This is a genomic window from Maribacter sp. 6B07 (assembly GCF_002700155.1).
Classification (GTDB): domain Bacteria; phylum Bacteroidota; class Bacteroidia; order Flavobacteriales; family Flavobacteriaceae; genus Maribacter; species Maribacter dokdonensis.
On sequence record NZ_PDUT01000001.1, the window covers coordinates 1,231,228 to 1,253,529 of the forward strand.

Consider the following 22,302-nt stretch of genomic DNA (forward strand, 5'->3'; position numbering starts at 1 on the left):
CTCTTTATTCTATAAGTTAAATTGATTTTAAGAAATCATTTCTCCTTCAACCATATGTTCATTTTGAAGCATAAGCTCTTTGTTTATAAATTCATACCGGTAACTCATGGTGATTGTGTCGCCAGTTTCTTTATTAATGTAACTAAAAGGCTCACATTCAACTTTAAGAATTTCACCCTCTAAGCTTTCGCCAATTATTTCTTTACAGGTATCTTCATCGAAAGTACATGGCAGTGAAGCTTTTTTAACTGTTAAATAAGTTTTACCTGTTTCCTTGCTTACAACTGGCGTAAGCCCTCCTTGTACAATAAGTACATTGAAACCTTCACCTAAATCATTTAGGCGTGTTTCATAATCAATTACTTTAACCATCTCTTTTGTTTTTGGTTTATTTAAAGGCGGGGACACTCCCCAAAAACTAAAAAGGGTGGGGCTGGTTGTGGGTTAAGGAAGGAAAAGAAAATCTCAAAAAAAATAAAAAATTATTGTAGCTCTTTTATCAAAGTACAACTTTCTTTATTAGATTTTGGTGTTAATGTTATAATTTTAAATTCAGATTTAAAGCTTCCTTCAACAATGTCGAAATCCGTCAAATAGTTATTCAATTGTTCTATTCTCAATTCTAAAATCTCGTTACTGTAAAAATCACCTTTATGACTTAACCTTCTATTAAAAAATTCATGACCACTTTTATCCCTTAAAACCAATTTATATTTAAAACTTGAATAATCTTGTTTTGAAACATTTTTTAGTCTCAGGACATAACTACTAAAAGAGTTTTTATAAAGTGTTGACCAGATCGAAACCTCTCTTTCTATAAATCCATTAGTCTTAGGTACAAATTCGACACCATTACACTCTTTTGATAAGTTGGTTAAAACCATTTCACTAAAATAATATTCTGAATTATCGGTAATTTCAATATCACAATTAAGTCTATAAAAATTATTATTATTATATAAAAAATAGCTGACAGATTTATTTGTTTCATTAATTTTAAGAACCTGAATTTCAAAATTATTATCAAGTAAATCTTTAATTTTATAATTATTTGCTTCAGCAACTAATTTCACCAACTTTCCTATAGGTTTTCCTCCATTATTTAAGGAAACTAAACTATCAAAGTTTTTTTCTAAAATATATTCTTTACCATATATAATTAAATTTTCAAGGTTACTTTTATCCTTTTTTAATGAGCAGGATAAGCAAAAGGTCGAAAAAATAAATAGTACTAAAATTTGTGTTTTCATTATCCTTGTTTTACGAAGTTAAAAATAGGCATATATGCCTATATGATTATTTAAAAACTCCACGAATTTTAAACCGTGGAGTTCAATGATGAGAAAGATTTTTTAATTGCTTTTGGAAAAAATATTAGAAAGCTAAGACTTTCTAAAGGTTATACTCAAGAGGATCTTGCTAATGAACTCGACATCGAAATTTCACAAGTCAGTAGGATTGAAAGAGGAATAATCAATACATCTGTATCTAACCTATATAATATATCTCAAATTCTTAAGGTAAACATTTCAGAACTATTCGATTTTTAATTTTTTTGATAGTATCTCCATCTCTACTCCAACACGCTTTTGAACAACTTTAGCATAATACTCTTGAGTGATTTTCATACTTGAATGCCCTAATAACTCACTTACTATCTCCATAGGAACATCATTATATAATAATACGGTAGATGCAAATGTTTTTCTTGCCACATGATGACTAATAGATTTATCAATGCCCACTATTCCCGCTATTTCTTTTAAATAAGAGTTGATTTTCTGATTACTGAACTTAGGTAGCGCATTAACATCGTCATTCTTATATTTTTTCAAAATTAAATGAGCCTTAGGTAATAATGGTACAGAAAGTAGTTTTTCAGTTTTCTCCCTTTTCATTCTAATCCATTGATTACCATCAAAACCAACGACAATATGATTTTTTTGAAGATTAGACATTTCGTAATAAGCTAAACCAGTATAACAACAAAAAATAAATAAGTCTTTTACCAGTTGAAGTCTAGGCTGATTAAAACGATGATTTTCGAGTAACCTCAACTCCCTTGTTGAAAGGAATACGACCTCTTTTATAACTCGTCCAGGCTTATGCAGTGCGAATGGGTCTTTTTCGAGATAACCTTCAGCTAACGCCATCCTAATAGGTTTTCTAAATCGTTGAACAACCTTGTTTATCGTAACTTGTTTTTGGTTCTTAACGGTTTTAAGATAGTAAACGAAATCATCTAAGAATGATTGATTCAGGCTAATTAAAGGATAATCCATCTTATCGTATTTAGATTTAATAAACCCTTTAACATCATTGTATACATATTCAAATTTCTTCCAAGTGGATAATTTCAGGTCCTTTCCTATTAACTTAAATTGCTTAGCAAGAAACTTTTCGAAATAAGATATTACATAGTCCTCTTTCTTATCAACCTTACCAAGATATTTCAGATATATATCATCAGCATTAAACTCGCACTCCAACATTTGTAGTTTTAGATGAGCTTTTTTAACATTAGCTAAAATAATCTGCAATTGAACATTGATTTGTTGACCTATACTAGTTTTAGGATTAGCTTTTTGGTTTTTAGCATTCCAATCCAATATATTTATAAACTCTCCAGTTGAAAAAGCTTTTCTTTTTTGTTTAAAGGTTAATCTACAAGATATAGGGCATAAGCCACTTTTATTAATTTTTGCTTTATTAATTACAAAGCGAACTGATAATTTGTTTTGATTCATGACCAATTGGTTTTAGTTAAACAATTGGCATACAATTCAGGTTTTGAAAATGGGAACCTTGAAATATTTAGTGGGAACCTTGTTGGGAACCTTTTTTCACTAAATAACTTGACAAGTTGACTTATATAAGGAAAGTGCAATTAGTACATATATAACAGGCATTACCCCGTATTTACTTACCAAAAACAAAAAATCCAACCTAAATAAATAGATTGGATTTCGCTTTTTGCTCCCCCTCTTGGGCTCGAACCAAGGACCCTCTGATTAACAGTCAGATGCTCTAACCAACTGAGCTAAGGAGGAAAATAACCCGTTTTAGTTTCCTAAAGCGGGTGCAAATATAGTAGTTTTTTGAAAGTCGCCAAACAAATAAATTATTTTTTTTATTTAAATATCGCTTTATAAACATCATTACCGTTTGCGAACAGTAAAAGTGCTATTAAAATAAAGAATCCGGTGATCTGTGCATACTCTAAAAACTTATCGCTTGGCTTTCTACCTGTAATCATTTCATAAAGCAAAAACATTACGTGGCCGCCATCTAAAGCTGGTATTGGCAGAATATTCATAAACGCTAATATAATAGATATAAATGCCGTTGTAGCCCAAAACGCTGGCCAGTTCCAAGTATCCGGGAACATACCACCAATGGCAGCAAAACCACCAACTTCTTTATAAGCACCGGTATCAGGATTAAAAATCTTCTTCATTCCCTTAATGTAATCTGTAAGTGTCTTCACACCTTTGTTCCATCCTGCTGGGATAGATTCTAGGAAAGTGTAATCAGTAGTGTTATATTTCAAAAATCCTTGTTTCTCTGCATCAGCACCAGTCATACCAATCATTAGTCCTAGCTTAGCTTCTTCTGAAATCTTAGCCTTTAAAGGTACATCTGTTCCATTACGATTTACTATCAGGTCTACTATCTTTCCTTTGTTAGATTCTAAAATAGGAAAAACTTGATCCTGATATTTAACTGAACTACCTGCAATAGTCGTCAAAACATCACCCGCTTGAAAACCTACACTAGCATTTTGGGAATCTTCAGGAACTTCACTAATTACCCATGGCAATCTTGGTTTAATAAATCGAACTTGTTCCTTATTTTCTGAAATTGTTTCTATAAAATTGACAGGAATTTCCATTTCAATTTTCTGTCCGTCACGTTCAATAGTTATATTCTCTCCATAAACCACTTCTGGAACTATGGTATTCAAAGATTCAATTTCTTTACCGTCAACGGCAAGAACCTTATCACCTGTTTGTATACCTAGTGCATCACCCAACGTAGTATCGGTAATCCATACTCCGTCTTTTAGACTATCGTTTGCAATGTATGTTTCACCATAGGCATATGCCAGACCAATGAAAATAACAACGGCCAAAATGAAATTTACCGTTACTCCGCCCAACATAATAATTAAACGCTGCCAAGCCGGTTTGCTTCTAAACTCCCACTCCTTAGGTTCTTCTGCCATGGCTTCTTTGTCCATGCTCTCATCTATCATACCAGATATTTTTACATATCCGCCAAGGGGCAACCAACCAATACCGTATTCGGTCTCACCTATCTTCTTCTTAAACAGTGAAAACTTTACATCAAAGAACAAGTAGAATTTCTCAACTCTGGTCTTAAAATATTTTGCCGGTATAAAATGCCCTAACTCGTGTAGTACTATTAATATTGAAAGGCTTAAAAAAAATTGAATTGTCTTTATTACAATGGGGCTCATCCTTATTTCGTGAAAATTAAAATCGCACAAAAGTACATTTTTACAACCGCTAAAAAAAAGAAACCCACTGACCTTATGGTATTTTATGAATAATTTATCAGCAAGACAGCTATATTTACTTGAAATCTTGACACCCCTAGCGTACCTTTGTAAAAAAATAGTATGCGGTCTTTCTTCGCAAAATTCAAGATTTTTGGAATAGTACTTTTAGTACTCTCCGTCATAATCATATATTTATTCTATAATGCCCTACAGCCTGTAAAACTGTTGCCCGTATATTCTCCTGCCATGGTAAACTCAGAACTGGTAGCAGAAGAAATTCAACATGTTAGAAAGTACCATACCATTGCAGATTTTTCATTGACCAACCAAAATGGCAAGACCATTACCCAAGAAGATTACAAAGGTAAAATCTATATAGCCGATTTCTTTTTCACCACCTGCCCAACTATTTGCCCTATCATGACCAAAAACATGGTAGACCTACAAAAGGCACTGGGCAAAGATTCTGATGTTATGTTGTTATCACATTCCGTTACTCCAGAGATCGACTCGGTTAAACAGCTTAAAAAATATGCTATTGAAAAAGGGGTGGATGACAGGAATTGGAATTTAGTTACGGGTGATAAAAAACAGATCTATGAATTGGCACGAAAATCTTATTTGGCCGTTAAAACCGATGGCGATGGCGGACCATTTGATATGATACATACCGAAAATTTTATTTTAGTGGATAAGGATAAACGCATAAGGGGCTTTTATGATGGCACTAAAAAAGAGGATATGGATAAAATTATGGCCGATATTGAAATTCTAAAAAATTCTTACGACGAACTAGATAATTAACTGGGCTATTACCTGCCCAAGGCGAAACTAGTTTTAAGATGTAATAATTCCTTAATTGAATTATTTCATTTACTTTTGCCTTACTTATAATGAATCTAAATAAAGATTGGAGACTACAGTAGCACATTTAAAAAGAGGTCAAAGAGGAATCATAAAAGAATTCACTCAAGACCTATTGCCGATCAAGCTACTTGAAATGGGTTGTTTACCTGGTAATGAAGTAGAATTGGTACAGGTAGCACCATTAAAAGACCCAATATATATTAATGTCAACGGATCTCATATTGCCATTAGACGAGAAATGGCCTTACATATAGCACTTGATATTATTGATGACAATGCGGTTATATGAGCAAACAGATCAATGTAGCCCTTATAGGCAACCCTAATACCGGTAAAACATCGGTTTTCAATCAGCTTACCGGACTAAACCAAAAAGTTGGTAATTACCCAGGTATTACCGTAGAAAAGAAAGAGGGTATTTGCAAATTGCCCCGTGGTGTCAAAGCTCACATTTTAGATTTACCGGGTACCTATAGTTTAAACACTACATCATTAGATGAAAGTGTTGCCGTTGAACTTCTTTTAAATAAGAACGACAAAGACCACCCAGACGTTGCCATTGTCGTATCTGATGTAGAAAACCTAAAAAGAAACCTTCTTCTTTTTACACAGATCAAGGACTTAAAAATACCTACCATTTTAGTCATTAATATGGCCGATCGTATGGTTCGTAAAGGGATTACCATAGATATTGAGTTATTGGAGCAAAAGTTAAACTCTAAAATTGCTCTGGTAAGTACTAGGAAAGAAACGGGTATAGATAGATTAAGAAATCTCATTGCAGACTATAAACTTCTACCAAAAAGACAAAATGTAGATATATCGGTTATTGCACCTGATTATTTTGAACGACTTACAGAAGCTTTTCCGAAAGAGGATATCTATAAGTTATGGTTGGTCATTACCCAAGACGTGAACTTTATGCCGTTGAAAAAAACGTTTACAAAAGACACATCTTCCTTTACCACAAAATCAAAATCCGAGCTTAAACGTTTACAGCAGAAAGAAACCATATTACGTTATCAATTCATTAACGGTATTTTAAAGGAAACGTATAAAGTAGATGCCAATGCCGCCAAAGGATTTAGAGCTACTTTAGACAAAGTCTTGACCCATAAAGTCTTTGGTTATGCAATTTTCTTTTTAATACTGCTCACCATTTTTCAAGCCATTTATGGTTGGAGCGAATATCCCATGGATTTAATTGATGGTTTTTTTGCATCGGCTACAGAATGGGTGAAAGATACATTGCCACCGGGAGTATTTACCAATCTTATTGCAGAGGGTATTTTAGCCGGTATTGGTGGTATCGTCATATTCATACCACAAATAGCATTCTTATTCTTATTTATAGCCCTACTGGAAGAAACAGGCTATATGAGCAGGGTAGTCTTCTTGATGGACAGGATAATGAGGCCCTTTGGATTGAGCGGTAAAAGTGTGGTTCCATTAATTTCAGGTACCGCATGTGCTATTCCAGCGGTAATGGCTACTAGAACTATTGAAAACTGGAAAGAAAGGTTAATTACTATTCTAGTAACCCCGTTCACTACTTGTTCGGCAAGGTTACCGGTCTACCTAATTATCATTGCCTTGGTCATACCCGAAGGCAGTTTTCTTGGATTAAGTTATAAGGCCTTGACCTTAATGTCATTATATTTAATGGGCTTTGGAGCTGCTATTCTGTCGGCGGTAATCCTGAACAAGATCTTAAAAATTAAAAGTAGGTCTTTCTTTGTGGTTGAAATGCCCAACTATAAACTACCGTTGATAAAAAACGTTGCCTACACCGTTCTTGAAAAAACAAAAAGTTTTGTCTTTGGCGCAGGTAAAATAATATTGGCCATATCTATTGTGCTCTGGTTTTTGGGCTCTAACGGATTCTCGGATGAATTTAAAAATGCCGAAACCATAGTAGCACAAAGAATTAAAGAAAAGGGGTATAGCGCCAATAGCGAGGTTTACTTTGAAAATCAACAAGAAGCACAAGCAAACACTCTTTCCATAAAAAAGAAAGCTGTTCAACAGCAAGAATTGCAAGAAAGAGCATTAAACCAAGAAATTGCCAGCTATAAATTAGAGCATTCCTATATGGGTTATATGGGCAAAGCCATAGAACCTATAGTAAGACCTTTAGGTTATGACTGGAAAATAGGAATAGCCGTTTTAACATCCTTTGCGGCAAGAGAGGTTTTTGTAGGTACATTAGCTACTATTTACAGTGTAGGGAATGATGAAGAGGAAACCATTAAAAATAGAATGGCTGCAGAAGTAGATCCCAAAACAAAAAAACCATTGTTTAATTTAGCCTCGGGCATTTCATTACTATTGTTCTATGCATTCGCTATGCAATGTATGAGCACCTTGGCGGTAGTAAAAAGGGAGACGAATTCTTGGAAATGGCCAGCAGGACAGCTAGTATTCATGAGCCTTTTTGCTTATATTGTAGCTTTAATAGCATACCAATTATTAAAATAATATGGACATTATACAACACATATTGGTTTACATAACCCTAGCTATTTCCGTAGGGTATTTGGTAAATAAATTTTTGATTCCTAAATCTATTTGGTCCGGCAAAAAAAACAACGCTAAATCCTGTGGTCAAGATGATTGTGGCTGCCACTAATCTTTATTGATAAGTTAAAATAGCTATAAAAGACTCATAACAGTTTCTAAAACTGTAACGTTTCTTGCTTTTGTTCGTTTAGATTGCGTAGGAATAATCTAACAATATGAACAATAAGCCAACCCACTTATTACTTTTTACATTTTTTGTTTTCACCATTTTAAACACTAGTGCACAGAACTTAAGCGCCAACGTTTTAGATAGCATTACCCAACAACCTATTCCTTACGCCACTGTTCAATTAAAAGAAAAAGGAGTCATTACCAATGAAGAGGGCAATTTCAATTTTATCTTGAACGAAACTATACAAGAATCTGACTCTCTCATTATTTCCTCAATGGGTTATGAAACCCTTGCCAAACCTATTTCAGAGTTTACAAGCTCTAGAATATTACTCGTACCCAAAGCCATTGAACTAAGAGAGGTTATAGTATCCAATAAAAATTATACTGCTGACGAAATAATAGATTTTGTAGTTGAAAATCTAGACAAAAACTATAAGACCGACCTCACTAAAAAACGATTGTTCCATAGGTCATCTAACTTTGATAGATGGACAAAAAGTGATTTTAAAGTCAAAAAATCATCCATAGATATACTAAACCAACAATTTCTAGATAGTGTTATAACCACTGTACCCAAGGACAACAGTTATTATTCTGAAATTGTTGGCGATCTATACGGCAACCCACATGAAGATTTATTAAAGTTAAATCTTTTAAAAGCCTCCAAACTATTTGATAAAAGCAAGGAACTTGATGCTGAAAAATTAGAGGAAAAATTCAATGAAATACTTCGTGAAAATGTTAAAGAAGGATCTTATTTCAAGATAAAATCCGGTTTGTTCGGTACTAAAATAGATGCCGAGGAGGTTAGCGAATTTCTTGAAGAAGATATTGACTCTACAGATGTAGCCGCTGCCAACGAACAGCTAGAGAAAAAGAAGAAAGATAAAGAGCTGCAACAGAAAAACTACGCCAATTGGAAAAAAAGTCAATTGAACAATATCTTCAATAATTTACCCACGCAAGAAGACAATGATCTAAACTTTATAGTAAAATCCAGAAAGTATGATTATACATTGCAAGAATTCACATATTTAGGTAATGATGCCGTTTACGTCATCTCTTTTAAACCAAGTGGATCAGCAGATTTTGAAGGAACACTATATATAAATGCAGATGATTTTGCCGTACTGCAAATAGACTATAGCAATGTAAAGCCTGTTAAAAAATTCAGTCTTTTAGGGATTTCAACAAATACCTATTTATCTAAAGGAAAAGTCATTTATCAAAAAGATGCATTTGACCATTACGGCCTACGCTATTATGAGTCTGAAGTAGGTGAACGTATTGGTGTTAGAAGACCATTAAAAATCATTGAAAAGAATAAAATCGTAAAAGGCAAAAACAAACAAAATGAGCTATCTGGCGATATGGATTTTGTCTTTATAAATGTTGTTAAGAATGAATTGATCATTTTTGAATCTGATCAAATAGACCAAGCTACCTTTGATGGTTTTACAGAAAACAATGCCGTATCACCGACATATATGCCTAAATACGATCCTAATTTTTGGGAAGGCTACGCCATTATGGAACCCAATACAGCAATAAAAGAGTTTAAGTCAACCACCATTGATTAAATATAGTTCTTAACTATATTATAGAACAAAAGCCCCCAACCCGTTACCAAAAGCAAACCTCCAATTGGAGTAATAGGACCCAGTATTTTTATTTTATTTCCTTTGGATGCAGATATACACAATCCGTAAATACTAAAGGAAAAAAGAATGATTCCAATGATGATGCAATAGATAATTGCCTTTTCTAGACCAGTTTCTAGATTAAGGTTGAAACTTAACATCAATAGTAAAAGTGCGTGGTACATTTGATATTTTACTCCTGTTTCAAAACTATTCAGTTGATCTTCAGTAAACGTTTTCTTTAACAAATGTGCACCAAATGCCCCAAATACTACTGCTAATAATCCTAATAAGGCTCCTACCAATTGCGCAACTAATACCATAAAATTTTTCTTTCAAAGATAATGGCATCCATTTAATTGTATACCTTACATAAAACTAATTATCAAAAAATGAAAAAGTTTATTACTGTCTATGGTTTTATGCTTTTGATAATGACCGGCTGCGGATCATCAAAAAACACAAGTAATGCCAATAACGGTACATCTTCTTTAGATGTGGAATTGAGAGAAAAAAACAGGGCGAACGTTTCTCTACTACAACGTATACGCCAAAAGAGTGGCATAGTCTTGCAAAACAATATACCTATAATCAATAAGACCAGTAATTCCTTTGCCTCTGGTGGCAGTCAAGAACCTTTGTACGTTTTAAACAATCAGATAATTGGAAATTCTTTTCATTCGATCAACGAGTTAATAGATAGCTATAATGTGAAGAAAATAGTTATTTTATCGGGTGCAGATGCTGCTGGTTATGGTACTCAGGGAGCCAACGGAGTTATCAAAATTACAAGCTATTAGCATTTACTGCAAACTGATATTCATTTGCATATTTGAATCTAGAATAAAGGCACACTCGGTATATTTTGGCGGACCAAACATTTTCATTTTTCCTTTAGAGAATGCTATTTGCTCTTTTGGAATACCCAACATGTTGGTATCTAAATTATTATTTCCGTTAGCATCATGAAATATAGCAATGGCATACTCACCATCGGGCAAGTTTTCAATATCAAAAACCGTCTTACCCTTAACGGCCTTTTCAGAACCGGATTTATATACCTTATCAAACTTTAAAAAGGAACTTTCATCAGTATAAACGGCAAAACAGATATTACCTTCTTCAGAGGTAACCCCATCAATATTTAAACTAATATTATGCTGAGCAAATAGACCTGTAGACATCAATCCTAAAACAAATAGTACCAATAGATTCCCTTTTATCATGCCATATTATTTTAAACCTACAATTTAATTAGGCGCGCTCAATGCCCCTATTTTTCCGCTGAGTTTCTGAAACAATTGTAAAGTTTGGACCGAGTCTTTTAGATTAAAATATACGTAAGTAGAGTCTTTATAGACCAACTTAACTTTATGTTGTTCAATATTATCTACAAATACATGAACTTTCTTGTCTGTCAAAGAATCTTTAAACTCCCTAAAGACACCTTTCTCTTTTTCCAGCGCAGAAAAACCGTGCAAACGCTCCATTGGCGGTATTCTTTCAACCAACACTACACTATCTAGTTCATTTAATGGAATTTCAACATTATAAAACCCGGAACGAATTCCTAGGCTATTGTCACTATTACTTACCCAATTTTTTAAATGAAGTATTAAAATGAACGCGCAACAGATTACTGTTAGAATCAACACCACTGTCCATACCCAATTTTTCTTGGTAAAATGCATAAAGGTTTAAAGTATCAAGTTAACCATACTATTGCCTTAAACGGTAAAATTCAAATTAAATTATTAACCTAAACCAACATCTAGGGTCATCATGATGATGAAGCCACCAATGAAGCCCATGGTAGCAATATCAGTGTACTTATCTTGCTGTGTTTCTGGTATAACTTCCTCTACGACCACAAAGATCATTGCGCCGGCCGCAAAAGAAAGCGCATATGGCAGTATAGGTTGAAAAGTAAGCACGGCCCACGCCCCTAGTACTGCCGCAACAGGCTCTACCAATGCGGAAGCCTGACCGAACATAAAACTTTTTGTCCTGCTCAGTCCATGCCTACGTAACGGCATGGCAACGGCAAAACCTTCCGGAAAGTTTTGCAGACCAATACCTAAGGCCAAAGCAACGGCACCACCAATAGAGGCGCCATCAAAACCAGCGGCCACTCCCCCAAAAAGTACACCAACCGCTAAACCTTCCGGTATGTTATGTAATGTGATGGCCAACGTAAGTAAGGTTGTTCTACGCCAAGGTGTTTTAACACCTTCTGCCTCGTCTTCCTTAAAATTAATATGTAAATGGGGCAATACTTTATCCAACCCAAAAATGAACAAAGCACCTAGCAAAAAACCTACTCCTGCCGGTATAACTTTCACAAACCCTTCACCTGGGCTCATTTCTATACCTGGCGCCAGTAAGCTCCAAAAACTGGCCGCTACCATTACGCCGCCAGTAAACCCTAACATTCCGTCTAAAACAGCACGGTTCATTGTTTTAAAAAGAAAAACCAGTGCTGCGCCCGCTGCTGTGAGGCCCCAAGTAAACAATGTAGCATAAAATGCTGCCAGTACGGGATCTATTGATTCAAAATACGCTATAATTTCATCCATAATTCATATAATTAATATGCTACTCTTCATCTACAATCTCCAAAAATAAATTTGTTGCAATCTGTTTTGATATTCTAATGGAGCCCGACCTGGTGGAGATGGTAACGGAACCATCAAACTCTTCAATTTCCAATATTTTAAAGGTATCGCCCAAGGCAATTTTATTCTTGTCCAAAAACTTTAAAAATGCCGCGGAAGAATCGTTGACGCCAACACAAACCCCTTGACTACCCACCGGCAAATCACTGATCAACTTCTTTACGGATTTTGTAAACACACCATCTTTGTTAGGAATAGGATCGCCATGCGGATCTACTTTAGGGTATCCTAAATGGGCGTCTAACTTATCAATTAAAGCATCACTTTTTATGTGTTCCAATTGCTCTGCAACCACATGAACCTCATCCCAAGAAAAATTAAGTTTATCTACCAAAAAAACCTCCCATAAACGATGTTTTCTAATAATGGAAAGGGCAACCAACCTGCCTTTTTCCGATAGTGAGACACCTTGGTATTTCTTATAGTTCACCAAAGATTTCTCAGACAACTTTTTTACCATATCGGTTACAGAAGAAGGTTTTGTCTTCATCTGTTCTGCAATGGCATTTGTTGCAACAGATTTGCTGTTAAAATCACTTAGGTGATAAATGGCCTTTATGTAATCTTCTTCTGATAATGTCATTTGAAAAGCAATATTAACACAAAAATACATTTTTATACCTAAAAACAATTTTTTAGATTTGTCTAAATTTAATTTTAGATGTTTAAAATATTATTTTTCGCTTGCTCTATTTTAGCTTTTACAACTGTAAATGCTCAAAAAGCTACCATATCTGGAACCATATCTTCAAATGGATTTCCTGAAGCCTATGTAAATATTTATTTGAAAGGCACTCAAATTGGCACTGCGTCAGACGAAAACGGTCAATACTTACTTAAAAATATTCCTTCTGGCGATTACATTATCATTGCTTCCAATATAGGTTTTGAACAATTTCGTAAATCGATCTCCGTTTCCGAAGATGAAGACCAAATTGTAAATATTGACCTAAAACCATCAACCGAATCTCTTGATGAAATGGTAGTTACAGGCACTCTAAAACCTGTTAGTAGATTAGAAAGTCCAGTACCGGTAGAAGTATATACACCTACCTTTTTTAAAAAGAACCCAACACCAAGTATTTTTGAAGCATTACAGAATGTAAACGGAGTAAGACCACAAATAAACTGTAATGTTTGTAATACAGGTGATATTCATATTAATGGACTAGAAGGTCCGTACACCCTAGTCTTAATAGATGGCATGCCCATAGTTAGTGGTTTGGGAACTGTATACGGACTCTCAGGAATTCCCAATTCACTTATAGAACAAGTTGAAGTGGTTAAAGGCCCAGCTTCTACATTATATGGAAGTGAAGCCGTTGGCGGACTCATTAATATTATTACAAAGAACAACTTATCTGCCCCAGATTTTTTTGCAGATAGTTTTGTAACCGGTTGGGGAGAATTTAATTTAGACATAGGAACTAAGTTTAATGTTGGCAAAAAAGCCAATGTTCTCTTAGGTGCCAATTATTTTAAGTACGATAACCCTATTGACAATAATGGAGATAATTTTACCGATCTTACATTACAAGATCGCATATCTGTTTTTCAAAAATGGAATTTTGAAAGAAAAGACTCCAGAATCCTTTCTTTGGCAGGAAGGTTTTTTTATGAAGATAGATGGGGAGGTGAACTGCAATGGACTCCAGAATTTAGAGGCGGTGATGAAATTTATGGGGAAAGTATTTACACCCGTAGATGGGAAGTTTTAGGCAAGTACCAGTTGCCGGTAGAAGAGCAAATGATGCTTTCCTTTTCCTATAATGACCACAAACAAAATTCCGTTTATGGCGATGTTCCTTATTTGGCAGATCAACGTATTGGTTTTACCCAGTTAACATGGGATAAAAACATAGGAAAACATAGCCTTTTAGCAGGTACTGCATTACGTTATAATTATTATGACGACAATACGCCAGCTACCGCGAACACGAATGGTAATGAGCCCGATGAAGTAATTATACCGAGTATTTTTTTACAGGATGAGATAGCGTTCAATAAAAAACATTCCCTTCTCCTAGGGGGCAGATATGATTATGACAACCGCCACGGCAATATCTTTACGCCAAGAGCGGCCTATCGTTTTAAGTTTACCGAAAATGACATTATTCGCTTAAATGCGGGTACCGGTTTTAGAGTGGTAAATCTATTCACAGAAGATCATGCAGCACTTACCGGTTCTAGAGATGTCATTATTGCAGAAGAACTGGAACCGGAAGAATCATTTAATGTAAATCTTAACTTTCTGAAGAAAATTTACGGTGATAATGGCACGTTTGTAAGTTTAGATGCTTCAGTATTTTACACCTATTTCCAAAATGTTATAATCCCTGATTACGACACCAACCCCAACCAAATTATATATGACAATTTAGAAGGAAAATCAATTTCAAAGGGAATAAGTGCAAACATAGATATAACCATGTACAATGGTTTACAATTTATGATCGGAGGAACATTACAGAACGTGAGCAATACTGAAAATGGGGTTACGCAACGTCAAATTTTAACAGAAAGGTATTCCGCCAATTGGAGTGTTGGGTACCAAATTAGGCCATGGAATTTAAAGATAGATTATACGGGTAATTTATATGGCCCTATGCGATTACCAACCTTAGGGGAAAGTGATCCCAGGCGAGATTTTTCACCCGCGTGGAGTATTCAAAATATACAACTATCTTATGATGGGATAAAGAATTTTGAAATTTATGGAGGAGTTAAAAATTTACTGGACTGGACACCCAACCGAGGGAACCCCTTTATCATTGCCCGTGCCAACGATCCTTTTGACAAAGAAGTTACCTTTGATGCAAATGGCAATGCGGTTGCCACACCCAATAACCCGAACGCATTAACATTTGACCCATCTTACGTCTATGGACCAAATCAAGGAATCCGTTCTTTTATTGGGCTACGTTATACATTGAATTAAGTATTAAAGACACATGCTATTTTGTACTTTTGAAGTGCTAGACCTTAAAAAAGCTGAGAACAATCTGAAAAATTCATGAACGAATTCGATTACATTATCATTGGCGCAGGCGCATCTGGTCTATTGTTGGCAGATGCTATGGCCAACGATTCGTTTTTTGATCAAAAAAAGATTTTACTGCTTGACAAAGTACTAAAAAATAGCAACGACAGAACGTGGTGTTTTTGGGAAAAAGGTAACGATCAATTTGAAGAGATTATCCATAAGAAGTGGAATTCCATTCATTTTCAAGGAGAAGATGTTGCCAAAAGAATCAAAATCGACCCATATTCTTATAAAATGATAAGAGGTATCGACTTCTATGATCATTACCTAAAAAAGGTAAAGGCAACTAGCAATATAACATTTGTGCAAGACACCGTGGTGGGTATCTCCGAAACTGAAGACCAAGTTGCGGTTAAAGCAGTAAACAACACCTATACCGGCAAGTATATATTCAATAGCCTTTTTGATTATAAAATGGCTACCCAGCAAACAAAATATCCCGTATTACAGCAGCATTTTATAGGCTGGGTAATAAAGGTCAACAAACCTATTTTCAATACCGAGGAAGTCACATATATGGATTTTTCCATACCTCAAAAAGGCAATACAAGATTTATGTATGTACTGCCCTACTCCAATGATACCGCATTAATAGAATACACTTTGTTTTCAGAAAAGCTATTGCCAACACCTGAGTATGAAGAAGCCATAGAAGACTATATTTTACAACGGTTTCAATGCCAGGAATATGAGATTATAGAAAGAGAATTTGGCAGTATACCTATGACAGCGTATGACTTTAGGGAGCACCATACCAACAGAATACGCTATATAGGTACCGCAGGGGGTTGGGCCAAACCCAGCACAGGTTATACTTTTATGAGTACGGCAAACAAAATACCAAAATTGATAGCATTCATTAAAGAGGGGAAACCTCTGAAAAAATTAAAATTGAAAGGCAAATTTTGGTTTTATGACATGCTCTTTTTAGATGTACTTTACAATGACAATGCCAATGGGCATGTAATATTCGAATCTATCTTTAAAGCATTACCACCACAAAAGGTTTTTAAGTTTTTAGATGAAAAAACAAGTCTCATAGAAGATTTGGAATATATCAACTCTTGCCCTAAACAACCGTTTATCAAAGCATTGATAAAACGAATTTTCTAAACCGTTCTATTCATTAAGTTTTCCCCAAACTGTCTTAGCAGTTCTTTATTTTCAGGATTAATATCCATATCATCAAGAACATCAAAAGCTTTAGCCGTGTAATCTGCAATGGCAGTTTTAGTAGCTTGATCCGCTTTTGTCTTTTCAAATATAGAACGCACTGCGTTAATTTTAGCTTCGGCCTCTTTTGGGTGAATAGAATATAAATGCTCTAATTCTTTAGCGATTACTTCTGATCCAGAATTTAAAGCTTTAAGATATAGGTAGGTCTTTTTGTTTTCAATAATATCACCACCAACCTGCTTACCAAAGGTTTTAGGATCACCAAAAACATCTAAAAAATCATCTTGTAATTGAAAAGCTATACCAAGGTTTAGTCCAAAATTGTACATCTGTTGCTGTGCTTCATCTGGTGCACCTGCAACTATAGCGCCCATTTTTAACGCAGCTGCAACTAAGACGGCAGTTTTGTATTCTATCATTTTAAGATACTCGGGCAACATCACATCATCCCTAGTTTCAAAATCTACATCGTATTGTTGACCTTCACAAACTTCAAGTGCCGTTTTACTAAACAACTTGGCCAAATCTCTAAAAACATTAGGCTCATAATTTTCAAAAAGTTGATAGGCCATTATCAACATGGCATCACCAGACAGAATACCCGTATTAATATCCCATTTTTCATGTACCGTAGTTTTACCCCTACGTACCGGTGCATCGTCCATAATATCATCATGAACCAAAGAAAAATTATGAAAGACCTCAACAGCAACGGCAGCATCTAAAGCTTTTCTAAAATCGGTATTAAAAATTTCAGCAGTCATTAAAACCAATACCGGTCTTAACCTTTTGCCGCCTAAACCTAGAATATATGTGATAGGCTCATACAGGTTTCTAGGCTCTTTTGTAATCTTCATAGAGTCTAAATACGCAATAAACTCATCTCGATATTCACTAATAGTATGCATTCTTTGCAATTTTGCACAAAAATAGAACAAAAATGGTTGAATAAGCCCCCTTTTTAAGTGAGAAGAAATAAAACTTTACAGATGAATCCCTAATTTAAAAAAGCTGTCAAATATGAACTTTTACGCTACTTACTAATTATAAAGAAGACCTCTTGATCAGTCTAGAGGGCATAATTAATTTTGTAACTGTATCACCTTTTAAATGCAATGCCGCTCTTTTTGCCATTTCGTTAAAATCGGTGGAAATAGTAGTAATTCCACCAAACACAATTTCTTTTGAAACATTATCGTTTTGGGACAGAATACCGATATCCTCCCCAATTTTATATTTATTTCTAACCGAATCTCTTAGAATTTGCCAAAGTATGGTATCTCCTAACGCAAAATATAAATTGCCTTTTTTAGCAGACCCAATAGTATAATTATTCTTGACAGAACCATTGACCTCAAACTCATCTATGAATTTTTGAAACGCGTTTTTTATAGATATAGGAGAAAAATCGCTCTCTTCGTTGAAGTACAAAATAATCTTATTATACTTTTTTATTTCTGGCAGTAACCTTACCAAAGATGTATAAATGACCTCTTCAAATTCTTGGGAGATATAAGAATACCCTGGTCCCAAATTTAAATACCTATCTACCAACAATAATTTTTTGGGTTCAATATTCTTTAATAATGTTGCAACCTTTTCATTTTGTATTGGAGCAATAACATACATGCCATATTTACCATTGATATTAGAAATTATGGTCTTAAAAACAGTGAGGTTATTATGATGGAAAAAAACATCTATTTGAAACCTTCTTCCCATTTCTTTACGAAAGGTTTTATAAAATTCCTCTTGATAACTCTGAAAAGCAAATAATAGCAAAGCCATTCTTTTGGTAATATTGGTAGCTTGGCTAATCACAAAATAACCCTTTAATTGCCTAGACTCTATTAAGCCTCTATTCTTAAGCTCCTCATATGCCTTAAAAATAGTTTTTCTTGCATAGCCTATTTCCTCAACCATAGTGTTTATAGAGGGTAACTGATCACCAATAGTCAATTGTCCATCTTCAATAGATTCAATTACTCCTTGAACCAATTGTTCATGTTTTGTAAGGTTATTATTGTGGGTAAGGTTTAGAATTTTACTAATAACCGGCATAAATAATAAATGAAATTTGCAGGCGTCAATATACAATTTAAAAAAAGATATCAAAAAATAGCCCCTGAATTATAGTGTACCTAACACAACAAATTGTATGTAAAAAATGGTTTGTAAGCCGAAAAAGCCTCCAAACACGCAAATACAGATTTTTTAGATAAAATAGCAAATAATATGTATTTGATAATATTTTAAGCCATAAATGAAAATTCTAAAAAATAACATGTTAATATTTATTAAATTAACATTTTATTTTATATTTGTTCACAGTAGCATAGTGTATCATAGTCTCTTCATCTCAAAAACGCTCCCTAAAGAGACTATAACGCCTACGTCAACATAATTAACTAACAACTGTAAGAACTAACTTTATGAATTATCAAACAGACTTTTCTAAGTTTTCCATGATTCGGAATCATGTAAGCTTAACGATGATTTTATTTTTTAGTGGATTTCTCTTTATGGGTCTCCACGCACAGACAACCGTTTCTGGAACTGTTACTTCAGCTTCAGACAACATGCCGTTGCCAGGTGTTTCGGTCATTGATGCCAACAACCCTACAACAGGAGTACAAGCGGATTTTGACGGTAACTTTACAATTACCGTAGATGATGGAAGTACCAGTTTACGATTCAGCTACATTGGATTCAAGGCTGTAGTGGTACCGGTAAACAATCAAAGTACCATCAATGTATCTTTAGAAGAGGACGTTGCCAACCTAGACGAAGTTGTTGTCGTTGGTTACGGTACTCAGAAAAAAGCGACCGTAACAGGTGCGGTAACCGCAGTACAGGGTCCGGTACTAGAAAGTTCACCGGCCATAAGTGTATCGAATTCCTTGGCAGGTAGATTGCCCGGGGTAGTAATCGTACAGACCAGTGGGGAGCCTGGTAATGACGAATCGAACATAAGTATTCGTGGAACCAATACATTAGGAAACAACCAACCTTTGATCGTTATTGATGGTATTCCAGATAGAGATGGTGGTATAGGTCGTATTAACCCAGATGATATTGCCAATATCTCTGTACTTAAAGATGCATCAGCTGCAATTTATGGAGCTAGAGCGGCCAACGGAGCAATAATCGTTACTACCAAAACCGGTAAAGTCGGCAAAATGCAAATAAATTATAAGGCTGATTTTGGTATAACCAGACCTACAAGAGTACCAGAAATGGCAAGTGCGGTAGAGTATCAAACTATAATGAATGAATTGGCGATTTATAACAGTAATATTCCTTCATCACAATGGGGAGCTGCAAATACCGCTTTTCAAACCTCAGGTAGTTATACTATACCAGGTAGCGATCCTGCAGAAACCGTAAACGCTGCATTTAGTCCAGAAACAATCAATAATCATAGAACCAATGCTGATCCATGGTTATATCCTGATACGGATTGGTTTGGTGCCACTTTTCAAGATTGGGCGGAACAACAAAGACATAACCTATCCATAAGCGGTGGTAGTGAAGATCTTAAATATTACGCATCTGTAGGTTATGCAGATCAAGGCGCTATATATAAAAACTCGGCCAACAGATACCAACAGTATAACTTTAGAATCAATACCGATGCTAGAATTAATGAATACCTGTCTACTAAACTAAGTATGGGATATAGAAAGGAAGATAGAACCTTCCCTACTGAAGGTGCAGGTGCTATCTTTAGAATGTTGATGAGAGGTAGACCAAATGAACCTGCAATATGGCCAAATGGATTACCAGGACCTGATATTGAAAATGGTCAACAACCGGTGGTAGTTACAACGAATGCTACAGGGTATGACAAACAACCAACAGATTACCTACAATTTACAGGTTCTTTGGATATTACCAACCCATGGGTAGAAGGTCTTAAACTGACATTATTGGCAGGTGTTGACCAAAGCCAGTTACGTAGAAAACTATGGCAAACACCATGGACTCTTTATTCTCTTGACCGTGCAAACTATATTGCTACCGGTGTACCGGAACTAAGCGGATCTATACGTTCCAACTTTACAGATGCAAGATTATTACAATCATCTAATAATGTACTAAACACTAACCTAACCGGTTTATTAAGTTATGACAAAACAATTGGTGATGACCACACCATTAACTTATTGGCCGGTGTTACCCGTGAGAATTTTCAAGGGGAGTTTTTCTCAGCATTTAGAAGAAACTACCTTTCTACCGCTGTTGACCAGTTAGGAGTAGGTGGTGAAATTGCACAAGAAACGGATGGTTTCGGTTACAACAGAACACGTTTAGGTTACTATGGCCGTGCCCAGTATAACTTTAAAGAAAAATACTTAGCCGAGTTCATCTGGAGATATGATGGTTCATATATTTTCCCAGGTAATGATCGTTTTGGGTTCTTCCCAGGATTGTTAGTTGGTTGGAACATTAATAATGAAGATTGGTTCAACGTTGACTCTATTAGCTACTTAAAGTTAAGGGGTTCTTACGGTGAAATGGGTAATGATCAAGTTTCATTTGACACCAACGGTGACGGTGAAATAACCGATGATGAATTACAAGAATATGCTTACCAATCTATTTACGAATTTGGTCAATACCCAATAAATGGTCAAGTACAAACGACTTTATTTGAAAACCTCTTGGCTAATCCTAGCTTTACATGGGAACGAGCTAAGAATTATAATATTGGTTTAGACGGTATTGTATTGGACGGAAAAATGAGTTTCACCCTTGAATACTTCTTGAACAAACGTGATCAAATTCTAATTCAAAAAACAGGTTCTACCCCAGGTTCTTCTGGTATTTCAGACCTTTTACCTCCTGTAAATGCAGGTAAAGTAAATAACGAAGGTTTTGAATTTGCGTTGAATTATTTTGGTGGTAGCTTTGATGGTTTTAAATGGGATGTTGGTGTAAACGGAGGTTACGCACAAAATACAGTTGAGTTCCTAGATGAAATTCCTGGTGCTCCAAGTTACCAATTACAAGAAGGTAAGCCTATTGGCTCATATTTAGTCTACGAGTCCGATGGTGTATTTATTGACCAAGCTGCCATTGATTCCAATCCACTAGATTATAGTGCTGTTAAGCCAACATTAGAGCCAGGTGATATGAAATTTAAAGATATCAACGGAGATGGTGCCATTAACGACTTAGATCAAGTAAGGTTAAAAAATAGCATCAACCCTAACTTTAACTTTGGTGTTACGTTTAACGCTTCATACAAGAACTTTGATCTTTCTGTATTATTACAAGGAGCTACAGGGGCTAAATTATTTATCCAAACAGAATCTGGTGACATAGGTAACTTTTTAAAGTACAGCTTTGACAACAGATGGAGTCCAGACAACCCAAGTAGCGTTCATCCAAGACTTGCCAGTCGTGGAGACACCTACTATACAGGTGGTGATTATGGCAATAATACCTACAACTTATTTAGTAAAGATTACCTAAGACTTAAAAATGTTCAATTGGCATACAACTTTCCTTCAGAATTGATTGAGCAATTTGGTCTATCTAAATTTAAAATATATATGAGTGGTCTAAACTTGGCTACATGGGCGGCTCAAGATATATATGATCCTGAATCGACAAGTAATGACGGTCAGTTTTATCCACAACAGACTATTATTAACACAGGTTTTAGTTTAACATTTTAAA

The 22,302-nt window shown here is 35.1% G+C and carries 19 protein-coding genes and 1 tRNA gene; 8 read left to right on the forward strand and 12 right to left on the reverse strand.

What is annotated here, in order from left to right; all coding sequences use genetic code 11:
* Positions 1-27: 27 nt before the first annotated feature.
* From CSC80_RS05135 to rseP, 5 genes are all read right to left on the reverse strand, one after another.
* Positions 28-372, reverse strand: coding sequence for a hypothetical protein (locus CSC80_RS05135; protein ID WP_099190261.1), 345 nt, complete (start codon positions 370-372; stop codon positions 28-30).
* A gap of 110 nt (positions 373-482) precedes the next feature.
* A complete protein-coding gene (locus tag CSC80_RS05140) occupies positions 483-1,250 on the reverse strand; it encodes a hypothetical protein (RefSeq protein ID WP_099190263.1) in 768 nt (255 codons plus the stop codon).
* 285 nt (positions 1,251-1,535) lie between these two features.
* The gene (locus tag CSC80_RS05150) at positions 1,536-2,747 is read right to left on the reverse strand and encodes a site-specific integrase (protein ID WP_099190267.1); all 1,212 of its coding nucleotides are present in this window, start codon (positions 2,745-2,747) and stop codon (positions 1,536-1,538) included.
* Positions 2,748-2,976: 229 nt separating this feature from the next.
* Positions 2,977-3,050: transfer RNA gene (locus tag CSC80_RS05155), tRNA-Asn, on the reverse strand.
* 80 nt (positions 3,051-3,130) lie between these two features.
* A complete protein-coding gene (rseP, locus tag CSC80_RS05160) occupies positions 3,131-4,480 on the reverse strand; it encodes an RIP metalloprotease RseP (protein ID WP_099190269.1) in 1,350 nt (449 codons plus the stop codon).
* A gap of 162 nt (positions 4,481-4,642) precedes the next feature.
* Here rseP and CSC80_RS05165 point away from each other — a divergent pair, with 162 nt between their 5' ends.
* From CSC80_RS05165 to CSC80_RS05180, 4 genes are all read left to right on the forward strand, one after another.
* Positions 4,643-5,326: an SCO family protein gene (locus CSC80_RS05165; protein ID WP_099190271.1), complete on the forward strand. Its 684-nt coding sequence runs from the start codon at positions 4,643-4,645 to the stop codon at positions 5,324-5,326.
* Between the two features lie 106 nt (positions 5,327-5,432).
* Positions 5,433-5,678 (forward strand): FeoA family protein, encoded by a 246-nt coding sequence (locus CSC80_RS05170; protein WP_058104354.1) that lies wholly within the window; start codon positions 5,433-5,435, stop codon positions 5,676-5,678.
* The gene (feoB, locus tag CSC80_RS05175; protein ID WP_099190273.1) at positions 5,675-7,867 is read left to right on the forward strand and encodes a ferrous iron transport protein B; all 2,193 of its coding nucleotides are present in this window, start codon (positions 5,675-5,677) and stop codon (positions 7,865-7,867) included. Before CSC80_RS05170 ends, feoB begins: the two co-directional genes overlap by 4 nt.
* Before the next feature lie 257 nt (positions 7,868-8,124).
* A complete protein-coding gene (locus CSC80_RS05180) occupies positions 8,125-9,663 on the forward strand; it encodes a carboxypeptidase-like regulatory domain-containing protein (RefSeq protein WP_099190275.1) in 1,539 nt (512 codons plus the stop codon).
* Here the strand turns inward: CSC80_RS05180 and CSC80_RS05185 are convergent.
* Positions 9,660-10,046: a DUF423 domain-containing protein gene (locus tag CSC80_RS05185; RefSeq protein ID WP_058104357.1), complete on the reverse strand. Its 387-nt coding sequence runs from the start codon at positions 10,044-10,046 to the stop codon at positions 9,660-9,662. The genes CSC80_RS05180 and CSC80_RS05185 overlap by 4 nt on opposite strands.
* 69 nt (positions 10,047-10,115) lie before the next feature.
* Here CSC80_RS05185 and CSC80_RS05190 point away from each other — a divergent pair, with 69 nt between their 5' ends.
* Positions 10,116-10,523, forward strand: a complete 408-nt coding sequence (locus tag CSC80_RS05190) for a TonB-dependent receptor plug domain-containing protein (RefSeq protein ID WP_099190277.1) — start codon at positions 10,116-10,118, stop codon at positions 10,521-10,523.
* Positions 10,524-10,526: 3 nt separating this feature from the next.
* Here CSC80_RS05190 and CSC80_RS05195 read toward each other — a convergent pair whose 3' ends face one another.
* From CSC80_RS05195 to CSC80_RS05210, 4 genes are all read right to left on the reverse strand, one after another.
* Positions 10,527-10,949 carry a DUF2141 domain-containing protein gene (locus tag CSC80_RS05195; RefSeq protein ID WP_071341003.1) on the reverse strand — a complete coding sequence of 141 codons (423 nt, stop codon included), beginning with the start codon at positions 10,947-10,949 and terminating at the stop codon, positions 10,527-10,529.
* Positions 10,950-10,973: 24 nt separating this feature from the next.
* Positions 10,974-11,414, reverse strand: coding sequence for a hypothetical protein (locus CSC80_RS05200; RefSeq protein WP_099190279.1), 441 nt, complete (start codon positions 11,412-11,414; stop codon positions 10,974-10,976).
* Between the two features lie 63 nt (positions 11,415-11,477).
* The gene (locus CSC80_RS05205; RefSeq protein ID WP_058104361.1) at positions 11,478-12,299 is read right to left on the reverse strand and encodes a ZIP family metal transporter; all 822 of its coding nucleotides are present in this window, start codon (positions 12,297-12,299) and stop codon (positions 11,478-11,480) included.
* 19 nt (positions 12,300-12,318) lie between these two features.
* Entirely contained in the window at positions 12,319-12,981 is a 663-nt protein-coding gene (locus CSC80_RS05210; RefSeq protein ID WP_058105099.1) for a metal-dependent transcriptional regulator, read from the reverse strand.
* Between the two features lie 78 nt (positions 12,982-13,059).
* On the opposite strand from CSC80_RS05210, the gene CSC80_RS05215 reads away from it, so the two are divergent.
* Together CSC80_RS05215 and CSC80_RS05220 are read left to right on the forward strand one after the other, a co-directional pair.
* A complete protein-coding gene (locus CSC80_RS05215) occupies positions 13,060-15,336 on the forward strand; it encodes a TonB-dependent receptor (protein ID WP_099190281.1) in 2,277 nt (758 codons plus the stop codon).
* A 75-nt stretch (positions 15,337-15,411) separates the two neighbouring features.
* Positions 15,412-16,554 carry a lycopene cyclase family protein gene (locus tag CSC80_RS05220; protein ID WP_099190283.1) on the forward strand — a complete coding sequence of 381 codons (1,143 nt, stop codon included), beginning with the start codon at positions 15,412-15,414 and terminating at the stop codon, positions 16,552-16,554.
* On the opposite strand, the gene CSC80_RS05225 is transcribed toward CSC80_RS05220, so the two are convergent.
* Both CSC80_RS05225 and CSC80_RS05230 read right to left on the reverse strand, forming a co-directional pair.
* Positions 16,551-17,525, reverse strand: coding sequence for a polyprenyl synthetase family protein (locus tag CSC80_RS05225; RefSeq protein ID WP_099190286.1), 975 nt, complete (start codon positions 17,523-17,525; stop codon positions 16,551-16,553). The genes CSC80_RS05220 and CSC80_RS05225 overlap by 4 nt on opposite strands.
* A gap of 136 nt (positions 17,526-17,661) precedes the next feature.
* Positions 17,662-18,678: a GntR family transcriptional regulator gene (locus tag CSC80_RS05230; RefSeq protein ID WP_099190288.1), complete on the reverse strand. Its 1,017-nt coding sequence runs from the start codon at positions 18,676-18,678 to the stop codon at positions 17,662-17,664.
* A gap of 431 nt (positions 18,679-19,109) precedes the next feature.
* Here CSC80_RS05230 and CSC80_RS05235 point away from each other — a divergent pair, with 431 nt between their 5' ends.
* On the forward strand, positions 19,110-22,301 hold the full coding sequence (locus CSC80_RS05235; protein ID WP_236973326.1) for a TonB-dependent receptor: 3,192 nt from the start codon (positions 19,110-19,112) through the stop codon (positions 22,299-22,301).
* Position 22,302: the final 1 nt, after the last annotated feature.